Here is a 16,794-nt window from a genome sequence, read left to right as displayed (position 1 = left end):
ATTATTCTGCGTCTTCGCCGAAGATATCAATAGATTTTGAACCTTCAGTCAAAGTGATAATTGCTTTTTTGTAGCCAGGTTTGAAACCTGTGTAACGACCAACACGTTTAGCTTTAGGCTTAACGCTGATTGTGTTTACAGATGCAACTTGAACACCTTCAAATGCTGCTTCAACAGCTTGTTTGATAAGGAGTTTGTGTGCGCGAGCATCTACTTCAAAAGTGTATTTCTTTTGATCCATTGCTTGCATAGAAGCTTCTGTAATAATTGGTTTACGGATTACGTCATAAAGAGACATTATGCAAGAACCTCCTCAATTTGAGACAGAGCTGCTTGAGTAGCAAGAACTTTGTCAGTGTTTACAAGATCAAGTACGCTTACTGAGCTAGCAGTTGATACTTTCACGTTTTTAAGGTTACGAGCAGAGAGTTCTGCGAATTCGTTACCTTCGTTAGGAAGAACAACAAGCACTTTACGTTCGATTGAAAGAGCTTCAAGAACTTTAGCGAATTCGCTAGTTTTTGGTGCTGAGAAGTTCAACTCGTCAACAGCCAAGAGTGTGTTGTCGATAACTTTTTGTGAGTAAGCTGATTTAAGAGCCAACTGACGTACTTTTTGTGGAAGTTTGTAAGCATAGCTACGTGGGTTAGGACCGAAGACAGTACCACCACCACGGAATTGTGGTGAGCGGATTGAACCTTGACGGGCACGTCCAGTTCCTTTTTGACGCCATGGTTTTTTACCGCCACCAGATACGAGTGAACGGTTTTTATGAGCGTGTGTACCTTGACGGAGGCTAGCACGTTGTGAAAGAACGACATCAAATACTACAGTTTCGTTTGGTTCGATACCAAACACTGCATCGTTAAGTGTTACTTCACCAGCTTGTGTGCCGTCTTGTTTAAATAATGATACTTTTGCCATTATAATCTATCTCCTTTCCTTATTATTTAGATTTGATCGCTGATTTAATAACGATCAATGATTTTTTAGATCCAGGTACGTTACCTTTTACAAGGATAACGTTTTGTTCTGGAAGTACTTGTGCGATAACAAGGTTTTGTACAGTAACTTTTTTGTTACCCATACGTCCCGCAAGGCGTTTACCTTTAGGAACTTTGTTAGCCGCAACAGGACCCATTGAACCAGGACGACGGTGGTAACGTGAACCGTGAGCCATTGGCCCGCGTGATTGACCCCAACGTTTGATTGGTCCTTGGAAACCTTTACCTTTAGAAGTACCGGTAACATCAACGACATCTCCAGCTTCGAAAGTATCAACTTTAATTTCTGATCCAACTTCTAAGCCTTCGATTCCTTTGAATTCACGAATGAAGCGCTTAGGAGCTGTGTTAGCTTTAGCTACATGACCTTTGGCAGGTTTGTTAGACAAAACTTCACGTTTGTCATCGAAACCAACTTGAACAGCTTCATAACCGTCTGTATCGACAGTTTTAGTTTGAAGCACAACGTTCGGAGTTGCTTCGATCACAGTTACGGGGATTAATTCACCGTTGTCTGTGAAGATTTGAGTCATTCCCACTTTTTTCCCTAAGATTCCTTTTGACATGAGAATTACCTTTCTTATAATTTAATTTCGATGTTTACGCCACTTGGAAGATCAAGTTTCATCAATGAATCAACAGTTTTTTGTGTTGGTTCGATGATGTCGATCAAACGTTTGTGTGTACGCATTTCAAATTGTTCGCGAGAGTCTTTGTATTTGTGAGTCGCGCGGATAACTGTGTAGACGCTACGGTCAGTTGGAAGTGGGATTGGACCACTTACTTCTGCGTTTGTACGTTTTGCAGTTTCTACAATTTTTTCAGCAGCAGCGTCAAGGATACGGTGTTCGTATGCTTTGAGGCGGATACGGATTTTTTTAGTTGCCATTTTTTCTCCTTCGTCTATTTGTTAATAGGCTAGCTCAGCGGGAAAACCGACACTGAAGTATGGCAATACTTTCGGGTGTGTCGCAACCTCTCGCTTCGTCGCTAATACTGTAATTTTTACAGCACCTATCTATTCTACCAAAGCGACTTTGTCTTGTCAAGGGCATAATACCTTTTTATTTAATTTATTTTTAGCTCACTCATATGTCTTCTCTTTTACTTCTAGCCCTTACTTTACGTGAATATTTTGCGACAGAATAATTCACATGGCTTTAGAAATACTATATAATAGTAATAAATACATATTAATTAATATAGGAGAACTTATGATTAAAGAATTCAAAGAATTTATTTTACGTGGTAATGTCTTAGATTTGGCAGTTGGGGTTATCATTGGTGCTGCTTTTACGGCCATTGTCACTTCTTTGGTAAATAACCTTATCAACCCACTTATTGGTCTTTTTGTTCAAGATGGCGCTTTGACACAAATGTCAGTTAAGGTTGCTGGTGCAACTTTTGCTTATGGGGCTTTCTTAAATGATGTTTTAAACTTCTTGATTACAGCCTTTGTCATCTTCATTCTCATAAAAGCCATCAACAAGCTTTTCCCTAAGAAAGAAGAGCAAGAAGAAATTGTTTCTAACGATGAATTAGATACTCTGCGTGAAATCCGTGACCTTTTGAAAGAAAAAGAACTTTCAAAATAACATTACACACTAAAAACCTCTATTATAATAGAGGTTTTTAGTGTGTAAGAAAAGTTCTAACTTTCCTATCAAAATTGAATTTTAAAAAGACAAAGCGGAAAAAATTATCTGCAAGCACGGCAAACCAGATGCCTTCTAAGCCCAAGGTAAATGTTTGACTTAGAATATAGCCGAGACCCACACGTATAATAAGCATCCCGATAATTGTTGTATATAAAGGAAGTTTTGCATTACCTATTCCTTGAAAAGCCGCCGTATAAGTGGTCGTTCCAGTGACAAAAAAAGTTGCCAAAAAAGAAAAGAGGATAACTGTGTTACTTGAAGCTATAGCGACAGTGTCTGTCGTAAAAAGATTACTTAATGATGTAGAAACTAAGACAAGAAGCAAACCAATACTCAACATCATCCCTGTCGCTAGCCAGTAGGTTCTTTTAATATATGACTGAATGGCTCCATAGTTATGTTGTCCAAACTCTTGAGCCACCAAAATAACTGTTACGGTAGCTAAACCGAATGCCGGCATATAGTTAAACTGAGTAATACTTTCGCCGATCGCATTTCCTGCAAAAACCCGATTTCCAAGAGCAATAATCAGCACCATGATTACCAAATCTCCTAGACGCATCGCCAAACGTTCACCAGCGGCCGGAATTGTTAAAAAGATCAGTTCTCTACTGATTTTTTCAGAGAAAAAGTTTTTCGTAGGTTGTAAATCCTTATCTTTGAGTTTTTTCCAGAGATACAGAAGCGCTACGCCCCTCGAAAAGATTGCTCCTAAGGCAGCTCCCATAATTCCCATATGAAAAACAAATATCAAAAGGGCTGAGAGAGCGATATTTAAAATATTGGCAAAGAGACTCGCATACATGGGTGTACGGCTGTCCCCATTTGCTCTGATAATGGCTCCAAAACTGGTCATTAAAGCCAGCAAAATAATTGTCCCACCAACCAAAAGGAGGTACTCTTGACCTAAAGTCGCTACATCCCCACGCCCGCCAAAAAAGCGCACGAGAGCTTGTGCAAAAAGAGCCGTAAGAATCCCAATAGTCCCTCCCAGTAATGCAGTGAGCTTTACCCCTGCGTTCACCATTTTCTTTGACATTTCACGTGCAAGGAAGCTTGATAAAATTGTCCCTAAAGCTATGAAAACGGCCTGATAAACGGTGATAATATTATTGGCTAGTGACACACCTGCTACAGCTGTGAGTCCAATTCGGGTGACTAAAAAGGTATCACTAATCCCCACCAGCATCTGCAGAAAATTCTCAACTACGGCTGGGAGCGCAAATTTTAATATTTCTTTTGTAGATTTCATATCCCTAATAAATAAGAGCGCACCCTTAACGATACGCTCTTATTTTTTATCCTTCAACTTCTTCGATTTGGTGTAAATCAAGCTCTACTGGTGTTTCACGACCAAACATATCGACCATAACTTTAATCTTATCGTCGCCTAGGACTTCTGTGATTGGCGCTTCAAATCCTGAGAAGGCGCCATCAATGATACGTACACGTTTACCCACAAAGATATCAAAATCAATTTCACGTACAACTTTACCCATACCAATAAGGATTTCTTGAATTTCTTCTTCAAAAAGTGGCGTTGGTTTTGAACGGTTACCGTGTGACCCAACGAAACCTGTAACGTTCGGTGTATTACGAACGATAAACCAAGCTTCATCTGTCATGTTCATTTCTACCAAAACATAACCTGGGAAGAGATTTTCTTCAACATCTTTCATCTTACCGTTCACTTCTGAGCGAACTGTTTCTGTCGGAATTTCAACACGAAGAATTTTATCTGCCATGTTATAAAGTTCTGCACGTTCAAGTAAATCTTCTTTTACTTTTTTCTCGTAACCAGAATAAGTTTGGATAACAAACCAGCCTTGGTCAAAACTTGTTAATGTACTTTCGTCCATTGGAGTACCTCTTTATTGTTTTTTATTTTTTTAGTTTCAAATTTATGAGTTCATGTTCTGAACGGATTGTATAAGAAAAAGGCTTTCGCCTCTTCTTTCATTATATCACTAATTACGTACAAATGGAAGCAGATGCTGTACAGCACTTGTGATACCATTTTGTGTTACCCAGTCAAAGATCATCAAAAAGATGAGGAAGAAAACTGTATATTCAATAACCATGAAAAAATCAATGACAGACTGCTTACGTGTCGGCCACGTTGTTAACTTCATTTCTTTGACAACACTTCCAATAAATTTAAACATTTGACTTATCTCGTTTCCTTATGCAAAGTATGTTTGCCACAACGTGAGCAAAACTTCTTGACTTCTATGCGTTTTTCTTTTGCTGTACCGGACAGTTGAAGAGAATAGTTTCTCGAACCGCACACCGTACAGGCCAATCCTGCTTTTTTTAACATGCTATTATTTTAGCAGAACTAAGAGAAAAATACAAATCTCTCTATTTTTTTGTCATATTTTCTAAGACAAGGCGTGTATAATTAATTGCCCCTTGGTCCTTCGGATGGATAGCATCACTATAGAACCATGAACTTTGATTTGCTGATAAGCCATGCCAATCGATGATTGTCAAGTTAGGATACTTCTTAGCCATCGCTTCTAATTGTTCATTGTTATTGCTTTCCCACGGGCGTGGCATTTGATTATTAATCCAGAAGACCGGTTTATCACCAACTTCTTCCATAATTTTTTCCACGTAATTTGTATTGCCAACGGTCAGTGTGCCATTAGTTCCAAGACCAATTAAGACAGCATCTGCTTTTTCAACTGCTTCTTTATTATCTGCTAAAATGGTCGCTCCACCATCTACTTGCTCACCAACAACAGCTTTTATCGTCATTCTTGGGAAGGCTTCCTGTAGAGTGGTTGACCCTGCAACCATCACAGAATCACCAACTGCAAAAATTTGCATCTTACTTGCTCTTTCGGCAACCACTGGATCAACACCATATTTTTCAGCGATAGTCTTTAGTGGCGTGCTGACACGGGCATTAGCAGCTTTTAAGTTTGCAGCTTCAAGCGCTTTTTGTTGCTCCATAATTCGAGCTTCTAACACTTGCTGATCATGTGGTGATTTTGGAGAAGTAAGAATCATAACGAGTGATACAAGCACTAAAACGGACACTAGGATTACGCGGACGGGTAAGGCGCGCCATTTTTCCTGCTTAATTTGCTCAACTTTTGTCATCACCCAAGGCCATAAGTTGCTGTAATCATAAGCAACGAGCGGACGTTCAATAAAGCGATATGAAAACTCAGATAAGGCAAAAATCAAGACCAACTGCCAAATGACGTTGTACCAACTTGTCGGATTAACGACTTTAGCAGCAACTAAAGCAAAGACTGGTAATTGCCAGAGATAAATCCCATACGAACGTGAACCAATATAATCAAAAAGTTTATTTGAAAATATTTTATTTGCTTTCAAGCCCGGATGAACAACCAAAAGGATTAATAACATTGTTAAGAGACTGACAAACCAAAGGCCGCCATAGTAAGTCACTGGACTTTGCGCTGGCATAAAAACATATAAGATTAAAGTCAGTGCAAGCACGCCCCATAAAAGGTTACGTCCAAAAGCTTGTCCTTTTTTATTCAACTTGGCAGGCATTTTGTTCATTGGCCAAATGAAAGCCATACTTGCCCCCATCAGGAGACTAAAAATACGGGTATCTGTGCCATAATACACACGCGTTGGATCTTGCCCCACCTTATACTGAGCAATCATCAGAATCAATGAGAGAATGGCTAAAAAGTTTGTCAGAAGGAAACTGTGCTTCTTACTCCGAATGACCTTCACTAAAAAGATCATAATGAGCGGCCAGAAAATAAAGAATTGTCCTTCAATCGCCAGATAATATATATGCTTAAAAGGTGATTCTCCTGCAGCATCAGCAAAGTAGGATGATCCCTGCTGAATTTGCCACCAGTTTTGCACCATAAAAATACTTGAGAGAAAGTTTGACCTGAGGCCCTTCATCTGATTTTGTTGGAAGAAGAACAAATAAGGCGAAACAATCAAGAAAACAGCCAAGAGCATGGGGTAAATACGCTTGGCTCTTTTCCCCCAAAACTTAAGTGGTCTTATCTTTTTAGTTTTAGTATATTCTCTTAGTAGTGAATCCGTGACTAAGTAGCCGGACAACACAAAGAAGAGAACAACGCCTAAAAATCCCCCTTGGATTTTCTGTGGATAAAGATGATACAAAATGACAGCAAGAACCCCAAGGGTACGTAAGCCATTAAAACCTGTTACGTAGCGTTTTTTTGCTTCCAAAACTGTCCTCCTTCTAAAAAGTAAGATTCACTTTTATTATTCTCTTTTTATATTTTTATTTCAATAATTTTTTTCATATATTTGCAAGAAAAAGAGCCGTGCCATGACTCTTTTTCTCATCTATGCACTACCCTTATTTTATCACTTTTCATGCTTTTTTAGAACAATTTACCTACCGAAAAAACCAGTAATTTTATCCCAAACATCTTTGGTAGCATTTTTAGCATCATCTACTGTTTTTTGGAAATCAAATCCGCTGCCTTTTTCAGAAGAATCACTGCTAGAATCTTCTGTTTGTGGCATATTTCCTGAACTGTTTTGTGCACTTTGCTCTTGATAAACAATTGCATCTTGTTGATCACGCAGAGCTGTCCAAGCTGGAGTTATTGGTGCAATATTATGCATGGCATAGGCATTTTCAGCTGTAAAGGCGGTTCCATCTGTATAAGGAAGCAAATAGCTGGCTATATTCCGGAAGATGACTGAAGGTTGCCCCTCAGAAGAACCTTCTAGTTGTTGCTGCTCATTTGTCTCATTCGGGAAACCAATCCATAGTGCAATCGCAATATCAGGTGTATAACCAACCACCCATTGGTCAGTCGTATTATTTGTCCCTGTTTTACCTGCCATTGCATAGCTTGCCGGTGCAGCATTCCAAGCTGAACCGTTGGTAAATGTACCCAACATCATGGAATTCATCTTCTCTGCTACTTCTTTGGTCATGATCCGTTTTTGTGTCACGTTGGCTGTTGCGATTGTATCCCCAGCTGCATTTTCAATTTTAGTAATCAAATGCGCGCTGTTCATTACACCCTCATTCGCGAAAGTTGCAAAAGCTTGAGCCATTTCCCAAGGATTTGTTTCGACACCAGAACCAAGAACGGTTGATAAAGTGTTGTTTTCATCTTTTTTATTGAGATTCAAACCAAATTCACGCCCAACAGCATTCCCTTTTTCTGGAGTGATATCACGATAAGTATTAATAGCAGGAATATTGTAGGAGTTAGCTAAAGCTTGATACATTGGTACAGTACCCAGGTACTCTCCACTGTAATTTTGCGGTGTCCAATTACCTGGATAAGTGGTTGGTTTATCTTCCAATACTTTATCGATTGGCCAACCTGCTTGGACTGCGGGCAGATAGGCGATTAACGGTTTGATAACTGAACCTGTCGAACGTTTCGATTGTGTGGCATAGTTAAAGTCAAGGAAACTGTTATGGTCTTCTGATGTGACATTGCCAACAAGAGCCTCGACGCCACCAGTTTTCGGATTGATTGCCACCGAACCTGACTGTGCGTGCGTGCCATCTGCAGCTTGTGGGAAAAGTGCGGCATTGTCATAAGTGACCTGCATCCCTGCCTGCTTGTTTTGATCCAAAGTTGTATAAATCTTATAACCGTCATTCATAATGTCCTGCAAGCTAAGGCCATATTTGCGTTCAGCTTCCGCAATCACAGCATTGAAATAGCTTGGATACTTGTAAGCTTCTGACTGAGAAACATAAGTATCTTTTACCCGAGAGGCCAGATCGACCGATGCATAACTGTCTGCTTCTGACTGCGTGAGGTATCCTGCACTGACCATGTTCTGCAGTACCGTATCTCGTCGCGGTGTCGCATATTTTCCGTCCTGGTAAAGTGGGTTATAAATTTCTGGACCCTTCAACATCCCCGCAAGCGTAGCGGCCTCATCTACGGTAACTGCATTTGCTGAGACTCCAAAGTATTTTTTACTGGCATCTTCAATCCCCCAAACACCATTCCCAAAATAAGCGTTATTCAGATACATTGTAAGAATGTCTTGTTTACTGTAATGTTTATTGATTTCTAAAGCGAGGAAAAATTCCCGGGCTTTACGGTCAATCGTTTGTTTCTGAGTAAGGTAGGCATTTTTGGCCAACTGCTGCGTGATGGTAGATCCACCACCAAAACGCCCCAAAGTAACAACTGCTAAGCTAAAGCGACTCAGATTAACCCCATGGTTCTTATAAAAAGTACGGTCCTCGGTGGCGACTACGGCATTTTTAATATTGTCACTTATGGCATCAAACTTAACTGTTGTTCCTTTACTTCCATAAAGTAATCCTGCTTCATCACCATTTTTGTCCACAATTTGCGTTTGCGCATCAATGGATTTTTGCAAGATGGATACATTGGCCGTTTTTGCCAAATAGAACAAATAAGAACCAACAGCAAGAATCATAACCAAAATAGCAATAATAGTAATTTTAGTTAAATTATACTTTTTCCAGAAACGTTTTACTGGACGTAAAAATTGCCTTATTTTTTCTGTATAAGGCGCCATCATTCTTAAATATTTTTTTATGCCTTTAAGGTCTTCAAGCGGAATTTCCGCTTCTTTCAGCTCTTTTTCTTCTTCATTATTATTTTCTATTTTTTTAGATGATTTCTTGTTTTTAGCACGACGACTAAAATTTTGATCTTTTTCTGACATGATTTTTTAAAAATCCTTTTGTATTCTATATTTTGCCTATTCTAACAAAAAAGCCTTTGTGTTACAATATTCTATATGAAATTTAGTTTAATTTTACCAAAAAAAATTAAAAAGCAAAGTGTTTCGCATTTACTGGAGCACACTTGGCTCGTTCCACGCAAACAAAGACACCTTTTAAGAACCAAAAAACATGTCTTCCTTAACGGCACATTGGCAGACTGGGAGGATTCCATAAAGCCCCAAGACGAAGTTACTCTTATTTTTGATGACGACGATTTCAGGCAGCTGGAGGTTCCCGTAGGCAACCCTCATCTTGCCGATATCCTGTATGAAGATGAACACCTTGTGATTGTAAATAAACCCGAAGGCATGAAAACTCATGGCAACACTGCTGAGGAAATCGCCCTACAAAATCACGTGACAGCTCGCCTGAAGAGCCCCGTACATGTCGTTCATCGCTTGGACAAGGAGACCTCTGGAGCAGTCCTCTTTGCCAAAAACCAATTGATTCTGCCCATTCTGGGTAAAATGTTTGAGGAAAATAAAATCCATCGCTCTTATTTGGCAGTTGTACAAGGTTATTTTAACGAAAAAAGCTTAACTCTTAATAAAAATATTGGAAGAGATCGGCACGACCGAAAAAAATATGTCACCAGTAAAAATGGAAAAAGAGCCATTACGCATGTGACTGTACTCGAAAAAGAACACAGGCACTCCCTTGTAAGATGTACTCTTGATACCGGCCGTACGCACCAAATACGAGTTCACCTTTCCAGTGAAAGGCATCCTATCGTCGGTGATCCCCTCTATAATTTAGCGTTAAAAAATCAGCGCTTGATGCTTCACGCAGAAAAAATATATTTCTTTCATCCTTTCACAGAGGAATTAATAGAAATTAAAGCATCTAGCCAGACTTTTCAACAAGGCAAAAAAAGCCTACTTTCGAAAAGTAGACCTTAGGAGTTTTATGAAAAGATTTTTTTAGGAAGGTCTTTATTATAGTGAAAGCTTCTTAAAATAAGCTTAAGTCTTATTTAATTGTTTCTTTCAGTGATTTTAGGTTTTCTTCCATAATTGTCAGGTAACTTTCACCTGATTTTTTTTGTTCATCGGTCAATCCCTCAACAGGGTTAATCACCAACAACTTGGCTCCTGCTTCCTTGGCTAAAGTCTCCGCTAGCTTACTGCTAGAGTTATCTTCAAAATAAACAGTATTTAAATTTGCTTTTTGCATCTCATTTTTCAGTTTAATCAATGTTGCACTTGAAGGTTCTGCTTCAGGATCAAGGCCTGTAATGGCAATTGTTGTCAATCCATAATCACGGCCCAGGTAGCCAAAAGCTTCATGCTGTGTGATAAACGTTTTATTTTTAGCATTTTTCAATTGATCAAAGTCTTGATCTATTTTTTTCAACTTTCCAATATACTCATCAGCATTTTTAGTGAAATCTTCCTTATATTCAGGGAATTTTTTTGATAATTCATCTGCGATATAGCGGACTTCAAGTAAGGCTGCTTTAGGGCTTACCCATGTATGCGGATCATCACCAATTTTTTCTACGGGTGTACTTGCTTCTATTTTAACACCTTTATTTTTTACAGAAGGGGCCCATTTTTCAAGGTATTTTGAATTATAAATAATAGCATCTGCATTTGTCAAAGTAGTCATGTCTTTTGCACTTGGCTCAAAATCATGTGCTTCTTGATTAGCAGGAACGATATTAATAATGTCAACTTTATCACCAACGACAGCTTTCGTAAACTCATACATTGGCTCAAATGTTGTCACAATTTGTGGTTTCTCACTTGCTGTTTTTTGACAAGCTGTCAATAATAGCAAGACTGGGATAAGGAATAGAAGGGTATATTTTTTCATAAAGCTAGTATAATACAAATTTAAAACAAAGTCAACCGGTTAACTACCAGTTAACTATTTTTCATTTGTCATGTTTTTCACGCTGTATGATCTTTTCTCTTAACTGCAGTTGGAGTTGATTCCGTTGCAATAAGCGTTGTTTTCTAGCATTAATAGCTCCTTGCAAATAATACTGTAAAAGCAAGCTGAAAAGAAGGGAGATGACTAGTGTATAGAGTAAAATACTGGCTCTTAACTTTCTTTTTCTGAGAACTTGTAAAGAAATATGCGGTCTCCTCCTTTTTCAAAAGACAATATAATTTTTACCTGCCCTCCCTCCTGGCTAATTTTAGCATTTTTTATATGATGGATCATGGGTTGATAACCTCGCCCATTAGCATTAGTTTTCCGAAAATCGCCTTTAGAGGAAAGCCCAAATCTTAGATTAACATGTTTGCGTACATAAAGATAGTTATTTTCTACCTTATCTAAGCTTGCTCCCTCAAGTTCGCTTCTCAGTAGACTGCAAAAAAGTTGCCAATCTTGGGTGTGATCTATTGTTGCTCGTTTTACTTCTTCATGAAAAATTTTAGTAATATCTAGAAAAAGGGAAAAAGTACCTACTAACACGAGTAAAGCAAGGAGTGATTCCAGGAGAGTAAAGGCTGTAACTTTAATTTTTTTCAAGAACAATCAATACCTTTCCCGACTCACGGATAGTCATTTGCGAAGTAGTTTCCTCAATCGAAATCTCCACACCATTTAATTTCAAATGCTTTTTCCCCGTATCTATTGCCATATGAGCGACATTTAAGGCTTCGATATCCTTATTTTCCATCTCCGTTTGTTTCTTAACCTGAATAACTTGTTCTAAAATAACCGTGACGAAAAAGACAAGCAAACTCATAGCAATTAAGCTCTCTAATAGAAGATATGCTTCAAGTGATTTTTTTCTTATATTTCCCGCTTCCAATTTCCAATTGATAAGAGATGTTTTTTTTCTGATAAGGAAGAAATATTGTAATTTTTTGTAGGCTCGAGTTGCCTGATTTTTGATCAAAAGTAATAGAAAAATCATTTATTTCAACCTCCTCTGGAACTTTCAGCACTTCCTCTTGGCTGTATAGTGTGCCATTACTCGCACTCAATGTCTGTTGCTGTCCCTTTAATCCTGCCATACGCTGGGTATCCTTATAAAGTCGCTCAAATTGTAAAATAAAAATCTCTGCGCGTGCTATCCTGACACTTTGTTTGGCCGAACCTGAAAAGAGAAAAAGAACAGAAGAGCAAAGGAAAAGGACTAGTAAACTCTCTAGTAAGGTCAAAGCTTTAATTCGATACATTACATTTTGCATTAGGGTTCTTGGTATAATAATCATTGTAGCTATCGGCTTGTTTTTGCGTAATTAAACCGTCGGAGACAAGCTTCCCTAAGTTAGGACTATCCTGTTTATCAAGTTGATAAAGTTCGGCTTGACCTTCGACAACCTTAACAACCGCTGTTTGACCCGTATTTTGGATATTCTTCTTTTCTTTAGCCAAATTTGGGACAAACAATAAAAGTAACACACTGATAATAAGTAAGACGACAAGCATTTCAATCAAAGTAAAAGCTTTGAGTCTCTTTTTTTTCATTCATTCCTCCATGTTCTTTCAAATCAAGTTTCCCATATTGCTATATATAGGAAGTAGCATTGCCGCATAAATTAAAATAATCAACAGCGCCACGAGCAAGAAAACGATAGGCTGGATAAGTTGCATTGCTCTTTCCATCCTTTCAAAAAAGAGCGACCAGTTTTCTTCAGAAAAAATCATTAACTCTTTCCCTAGCTTGGACTTTAGTTCACCATATTCCACAATTAATGAGAGCTCCTTGGTAAATATGGGGTAAAATCGAAGAGCATCTTCAAACTTCTGACCACTATCTAATATTTGAAGAAGCTCAAAACCGAATTCTTTGAAAATTCGACTTTTTTGTTCTTGCATAATAAAACAAATCTGACGTAAATCGACAGCTTGAGCAATTAAGTTTCCCCATTCTCTTGCAAAATAAGCTGTCAAATAAAGCTGGACAAAACGGCCAACAAAAGGTATTTTGACCATTAGCCTCAGCGCTTCTAAAGCAGTTTTTTTCTTCCAATAGTATCTGCACAGATAAAAGAAAACGAACAAACTGAAGAGCCACCCTAAAAAGAGGGTCGGAAGATTCTGTATGGCATAAGTTGCTAATCCTTTGTTTTCTTCCAGTTGGGGCAGTAAATAATTTTTCAATCCAAGCATAATAAAGATTAGAAATGCCAGAAGAACAATCGGATAAGTGGCAACTTGGACAAGCTTTTTGCGGATGTTCAAAACACGTATCAGTTTTTCTTCAATCAATCCTAAAGTATACTCAACATTCCCATGAGACTCAGCCAAAGAGAGCTGAGTCACAACATCCTCATAAAAATTTAGCTTCGCCAAAATACCAGAGAAACTTTTCCCATTAAGTAAACCTTCACGCATTTTGGAAATAAAGTATGCTTCCGCAAGACCCGATCGTTCAAGGAAATCAATAATTTCAGAGAGGTGAAAGCCACTTTTGAAAAGATTATTCATGAGTTGAATGAGCTTAATCTGCTTTGCTAAACTCAATTTTTTCGCGCGCAGCTGCAACAGCTGAGATAAATCCATCTGCAACCAACTGATCAATCTGGTCATTCCATTCGTCTGGTTTCCATTCTTCAAACTTTTCCTTTTCACAAACAAGCAATCCCTTTCCTGCAATTAATCGTTGATAAATCACCCGCTGAAGACTGGATTGTAGCTCCCAATCACTTAATCCAAGTTCTTTTAAGCGTGCAATTACACCTGATATTGAGCGTGCATGAACAGTAGAGAATACTGTATACCCAGTCAAACTTGCACGAAGAACAGCTTTTGCCGTTTGACTATCCCTAATTTCACCAACAATAAGTAAATCAGGTCTATGTCGCAGCGAAAGCTTAATCAAGGAATCATAATCATTCCCTATTACTTTATTGACTTGAAGTTGCAAAAATTCATTTTCTACTAACTCCACAGGATCTTCTATACAAATAACTTGTTGATTTTTAAAATGCTCCCTTGCAAATTTGTACATAAGACTGGTCTTACCTGAACCTACAGGACCTGAAAAAAGGTAAAGGCCTCTTCCCCCAATAATAGTATTAAAGATCTCTGAATTCCAAAAATGAAGTTGGTTTTGTTGATGATGCAAGAGTCGAATAACCAAGCTTTCTTGACCATGAAAATCACCGACAGTAGATAAACGTAAGCGCTGCTCACCTTTATCTAAGATATAAGTGCAAGCCCCCAACTGTACTCGTCTACTTTCTCCTAGATTCATACCAGATAAAAATTTCATATGAGCAATCAGTGCTTGCCCTTGCTCAAGGGTGAGTTCTCCTTCAAACCTCCTTTCTGTTGTTGTACGAAAATAGAGAGAATACTTTCCTTCTAATGCTACTAAATAAAGATCGTGCACCATCTGATCTACTGCTTTTTGTAAAAGGTTTTTTGCCAAAACCTGTATCATGATTGACCTCCTTAGCTAAGCTTACTTATTAACACGATAAAGTTAGCAAGTTATCACAATTTTTTTGAAAAAATGAGCAGATAATTTATAATAAGCTTTGTTGCTTACTTGATACCCTTTCTCAATGCATAATAGAGGCAAGAGTAATAAAAAAACCTGCCCAAAGGCAGGTTCAAAATTTTCAATTAGAATTTTTTACGTTTACGTGCAGCTTCTGATTTACGTTTAGCTTTTACAGAAGGTTTTTCGTAGTGTTCACGTTTGCGGAGCTCTTGAAGAGTTCCAGCTTTTGTTACTGAACGTTTGAAACGGCGGAGAGCGTCGTCAAGCGATTCATTTTTACGAACGATAGTTTTTGACATTGATTTCACCCCATTTCATTTTCGTATTTACTCTTAAAGAGCACTCCTAACATTCTATCAAAAGGCTGTATATTTGTCAACTAGATGTATAAAATAAAAAAAGCAGATTGTCTCTGCCTTTTCGCTTATTGTACGGAGTAGTTTGGAGCTTCTTTTGTAATTTGAACATCGTGTGGGTGAGATTCTTTCAAACCAGCACCTGACATTTCGATAAATTGTGCTGACTCATGTAAAGCAAGGATATCAGCTGCTCCAGTGTAGCCCATACCTGACTTCAAGCCACCAACCATTTGGAAAACGATATCGGTCGCTGTACCTTTATAGGCAACCCGACCTTCGATACCTTCAGGAACCAATTTATTTGCTTCATTGACAGAGCCTTGGAAGTAACGGTCGCTTGAACCTTTCTTCATTGCTGCAAGTGAACCCATACCACGGTATGTTTTAAATTTACGCCCTTGGAAGATTTCGAATTCACCTGGTGATTCGTCTGTACCGGCAAGCATTGAGCCAAGCATTACTGCATCTCCTCCTGCTGCCAAAGCTTTAACGATATCGCCAGAGTATTTGATTCCTCCATCGGCGATGATTGTTTTACCGTATTCACGCGCAACTGCTGCCGCATCATAAATAGCTGTGATTTGTGGCACGCCTACACCTGCGACAACACGTGTAGTACAGATTGAACCTGGACCAATTCCGACTTTAACAACATCAACACCAGCTTCAAAGAGTGCGCGTGCACCTTCACCAGTGGCAATATTCCCTGCAATCAATGTACGTTCTGGGAAATGTTCACGAATTTCTTTGATTTTACGTAATACACCTGCCGAATGACCATGTGCAGTGTCAATGACAATAGCATCGGCACCAGCTGCAAAGAGAGCTTCAGCACGATCAAAAGTATCAGAGGTTACACCAACAGCCGCAGCTACTAAAAGACGACCTTGACTATCTTTTGCGGCGTTAGGGAATTCAATCACACGTTCAATATCTTTGATTGTAATCAAACCTGCAAGCTTACCGCTCTCGTCAACCAATGGCAATTTTTCAATCTTGTGTTTTTGAAGTGCTTCTTCAGCTTCACGCAATGAAGTTCCCACAGGTGCTGTAATCAAGTTTTCAGAAGTCATTACATTCTTGATTTCTTGATTGTAGTTTGAAACAAAACGAAGGTCACGGTTAGTCAAGATACCCACAAGCTTGCGATTTTCCAAAGTTTCAACAATGGGTACACCCGAAATACGGTAAGTCGCCATCAAGTTTTCCGCTTCTTCAATCTTATGCTCAGGTGTCAAGAAGAATGGATCAGTAATAACACCAGATTCTGAGCGTTTTACTTTGTGCACTTCTTCAGCCTGTTCAGCAATGCTCATATTTTTGTGGATAACACCAAGTCCACCTTGACGTGCCATTGAAATAGCCATTTTACTATCTGTTACAGTATCCATTGCAGCAGATATCATCGGAATATTCAATGTCAAGTTCTTCGCTAGTTTGGTACTCATGTCTACCTCGTTTGGCAGTACATGTGATTCCGCTGGAATCAATAACACATCATCAAAAGTGTAACCCTTCTTCAAAAACTTTGTTTCCCAATTTGACATTAAATCTATCCTCCAAATATATATTTTTACTATTCTATCACTATCTTTTAGGGATTTCAATGATTTTTCACCATATTTGTCAATATTTTTTCGCAAAA

At 38.6% G+C, this 16,794-nt stretch carries 21 protein-coding genes; 2 read left to right on the top strand and 19 right to left on the bottom strand.

Going from position 1 to position 16,794, the window contains the following annotated elements:
- Position 1: 1 nt before the first annotated feature.
- From J0J36_RS00730 to rpsJ, 4 genes are read right to left on the bottom strand one after another with little or no spacing between them, the layout of a single operon-like run.
- Positions 2 to 298: a 50S ribosomal protein L23 gene (locus tag J0J36_RS00730; protein WP_003134519.1), complete on the bottom strand. Its 297-nt coding sequence runs from the start codon at positions 296 to 298 to the stop codon at positions 2 to 4.
- A complete protein-coding gene (gene rplD / locus J0J36_RS00725) occupies positions 298 to 924 on the bottom strand; it encodes a 50S ribosomal protein L4 (protein ID WP_003133739.1) in 627 nt (208 codons plus the stop codon). The genes J0J36_RS00730 and rplD overlap by 1 nt, the downstream gene beginning before the upstream one ends.
- Before the next feature lie 22 nt (positions 925 to 946).
- Complete coding sequence (gene rplC, locus J0J36_RS00720) at positions 947 to 1,570, bottom strand: 50S ribosomal protein L3 (protein WP_003133737.1); 624 nt, start codon at positions 1,568 to 1,570, stop codon at positions 947 to 949.
- A gap of 14 nt (positions 1,571 to 1,584) precedes the next feature.
- Entirely contained in the window at positions 1,585 to 1,893 is a 309-nt protein-coding gene (gene rpsJ, locus J0J36_RS00715) for a 30S ribosomal protein S10 (RefSeq protein ID WP_003129973.1), read from the bottom strand.
- Positions 1,894 to 2,218: 325 nt separating this feature from the next.
- Between rpsJ and mscL the strand changes: the two genes are divergently transcribed.
- Positions 2,219 to 2,599, top strand: a complete 381-nt coding sequence (mscL, locus tag J0J36_RS00710) for a large-conductance mechanosensitive channel protein MscL (RefSeq protein ID WP_019291438.1) — start codon at positions 2,219 to 2,221, stop codon at positions 2,597 to 2,599.
- 37 nt (positions 2,600 to 2,636) lie between these two features.
- Here the strand turns inward: mscL and J0J36_RS00705 are convergent, their stop codons facing one another.
- From J0J36_RS00705 to J0J36_RS00680, 6 genes are all read right to left on the bottom strand, one after another.
- Positions 2,637 to 3,914: an MATE family efflux transporter gene (locus tag J0J36_RS00705; RefSeq protein ID WP_019291439.1), complete on the bottom strand. Its 1,278-nt coding sequence runs from the start codon at positions 3,912 to 3,914 to the stop codon at positions 2,637 to 2,639.
- 46 nt (positions 3,915 to 3,960) lie between these two features.
- On the bottom strand, positions 3,961 to 4,521 hold the full coding sequence (gene nusG / locus J0J36_RS00700) for a transcription termination/antitermination protein NusG (protein WP_003133733.1): 561 nt from the start codon (positions 4,519 to 4,521) through the stop codon (positions 3,961 to 3,963).
- Positions 4,522 to 4,629: 108 nt separating this feature from the next.
- Entirely contained in the window at positions 4,630 to 4,827 is a 198-nt protein-coding gene (gene secE, locus J0J36_RS00695; RefSeq protein WP_003133731.1) for a preprotein translocase subunit SecE, read from the bottom strand.
- Positions 4,828 to 4,832: 5 nt separating this feature from the next.
- The gene (gene rpmG / locus J0J36_RS00690) at positions 4,833 to 4,982 is read right to left on the bottom strand and encodes a 50S ribosomal protein L33 (RefSeq protein ID WP_003134525.1); all 150 of its coding nucleotides are present in this window, start codon (positions 4,980 to 4,982) and stop codon (positions 4,833 to 4,835) included.
- A gap of 41 nt (positions 4,983 to 5,023) precedes the next feature.
- On the bottom strand, positions 5,024 to 6,859 hold the full coding sequence (locus tag J0J36_RS00685; protein WP_153924352.1) for an acyltransferase family protein: 1,836 nt from the start codon (positions 6,857 to 6,859) through the stop codon (positions 5,024 to 5,026).
- Positions 6,860 to 7,027: 168 nt separating this feature from the next.
- Positions 7,028 to 9,316 carry a PBP1A family penicillin-binding protein gene (locus J0J36_RS00680; protein WP_019335999.1) on the bottom strand — a complete coding sequence of 763 codons (2,289 nt, stop codon included), beginning with the start codon at positions 9,314 to 9,316 and terminating at the stop codon, positions 7,028 to 7,030.
- Positions 9,317 to 9,391: 75 nt separating this feature from the next.
- On the opposite strand from J0J36_RS00680, the gene J0J36_RS00675 reads away from it, so the two are divergent.
- Positions 9,392 to 10,276 (top strand): RluA family pseudouridine synthase, encoded by an 885-nt coding sequence (locus J0J36_RS00675; protein ID WP_019291442.1) that lies wholly within the window; start codon positions 9,392 to 9,394, stop codon positions 10,274 to 10,276.
- Positions 10,277 to 10,346: 70 nt separating this feature from the next.
- Here the strand turns inward: J0J36_RS00675 and J0J36_RS00670 are convergent, their stop codons facing one another.
- The 9 genes from J0J36_RS00670 to guaB all read right to left on the bottom strand — a co-directional run bounded on the left by J0J36_RS00670 (position 10,347) and on the right by guaB (position 16,696).
- Positions 10,347 to 11,192 (bottom strand): metal ABC transporter solute-binding protein, Zn/Mn family, encoded by an 846-nt coding sequence (locus J0J36_RS00670; RefSeq protein ID WP_019291443.1) that lies wholly within the window; start codon positions 11,190 to 11,192, stop codon positions 10,347 to 10,349.
- A gap of 231 nt (positions 11,193 to 11,423) precedes the next feature.
- The gene (comGF, locus tag J0J36_RS00665) at positions 11,424 to 11,864 is read right to left on the bottom strand and encodes a competence type IV pilus minor pilin ComGF (RefSeq protein ID WP_019291444.1); all 441 of its coding nucleotides are present in this window, start codon (positions 11,862 to 11,864) and stop codon (positions 11,424 to 11,426) included.
- The gene (comGE, locus tag J0J36_RS00660; protein ID WP_019293009.1) at positions 11,845 to 12,078 is read right to left on the bottom strand and encodes a competence type IV pilus minor pilin ComGE; all 234 of its coding nucleotides are present in this window, start codon (positions 12,076 to 12,078) and stop codon (positions 11,845 to 11,847) included. The genes comGF and comGE overlap by 20 nt, the downstream gene beginning before the upstream one ends.
- Before the next feature lie 31 nt (positions 12,079 to 12,109).
- Complete coding sequence (comGD, locus tag J0J36_RS00655) at positions 12,110 to 12,526, bottom strand: competence type IV pilus minor pilin ComGD (protein WP_019291446.1); 417 nt, start codon at positions 12,524 to 12,526, stop codon at positions 12,110 to 12,112.
- Entirely contained in the window at positions 12,501 to 12,806 is a 306-nt protein-coding gene (comGC, locus tag J0J36_RS00650) for a competence type IV pilus major pilin ComGC (RefSeq protein WP_153924350.1), read from the bottom strand. Before comGC ends, comGD begins: the two co-directional genes overlap by 26 nt.
- 18 nt (positions 12,807 to 12,824) lie before the next feature.
- A complete protein-coding gene (gene comGB, locus J0J36_RS00645) occupies positions 12,825 to 13,844 on the bottom strand; it encodes a competence type IV pilus assembly protein ComGB (RefSeq protein ID WP_255566838.1) in 1,020 nt (339 codons plus the stop codon).
- The gene (comGA, locus tag J0J36_RS00640; protein ID WP_019291447.1) at positions 13,783 to 14,727 is read right to left on the bottom strand and encodes a competence type IV pilus ATPase ComGA; all 945 of its coding nucleotides are present in this window, start codon (positions 14,725 to 14,727) and stop codon (positions 13,783 to 13,785) included. The genes comGB and comGA overlap by 62 nt, the downstream gene beginning before the upstream one ends.
- A gap of 185 nt (positions 14,728 to 14,912) precedes the next feature.
- Positions 14,913 to 15,089 (bottom strand): 30S ribosomal protein S21, encoded by a 177-nt coding sequence (rpsU, locus tag J0J36_RS00635; protein ID WP_003134539.1) that lies wholly within the window; start codon positions 15,087 to 15,089, stop codon positions 14,913 to 14,915.
- Between the two features lie 125 nt (positions 15,090 to 15,214).
- A complete protein-coding gene (gene guaB / locus J0J36_RS00630) occupies positions 15,215 to 16,696 on the bottom strand; it encodes an IMP dehydrogenase (RefSeq protein WP_003133714.1) in 1,482 nt (493 codons plus the stop codon).
- Positions 16,697 to 16,794 lie beyond the last annotated feature (98 nt).

This window comes from Lactococcus sp. LG1074, from assembly GCF_017309525.1.
In the GTDB taxonomy this organism is placed as follows: domain Bacteria; phylum Bacillota; class Bacilli; order Lactobacillales; family Streptococcaceae; genus Lactococcus; species Lactococcus petauri.
The sequence above is the reverse complement of the archived record's forward strand: the minus strand, read 5'-3'. Positions and strand labels throughout refer to the sequence as shown.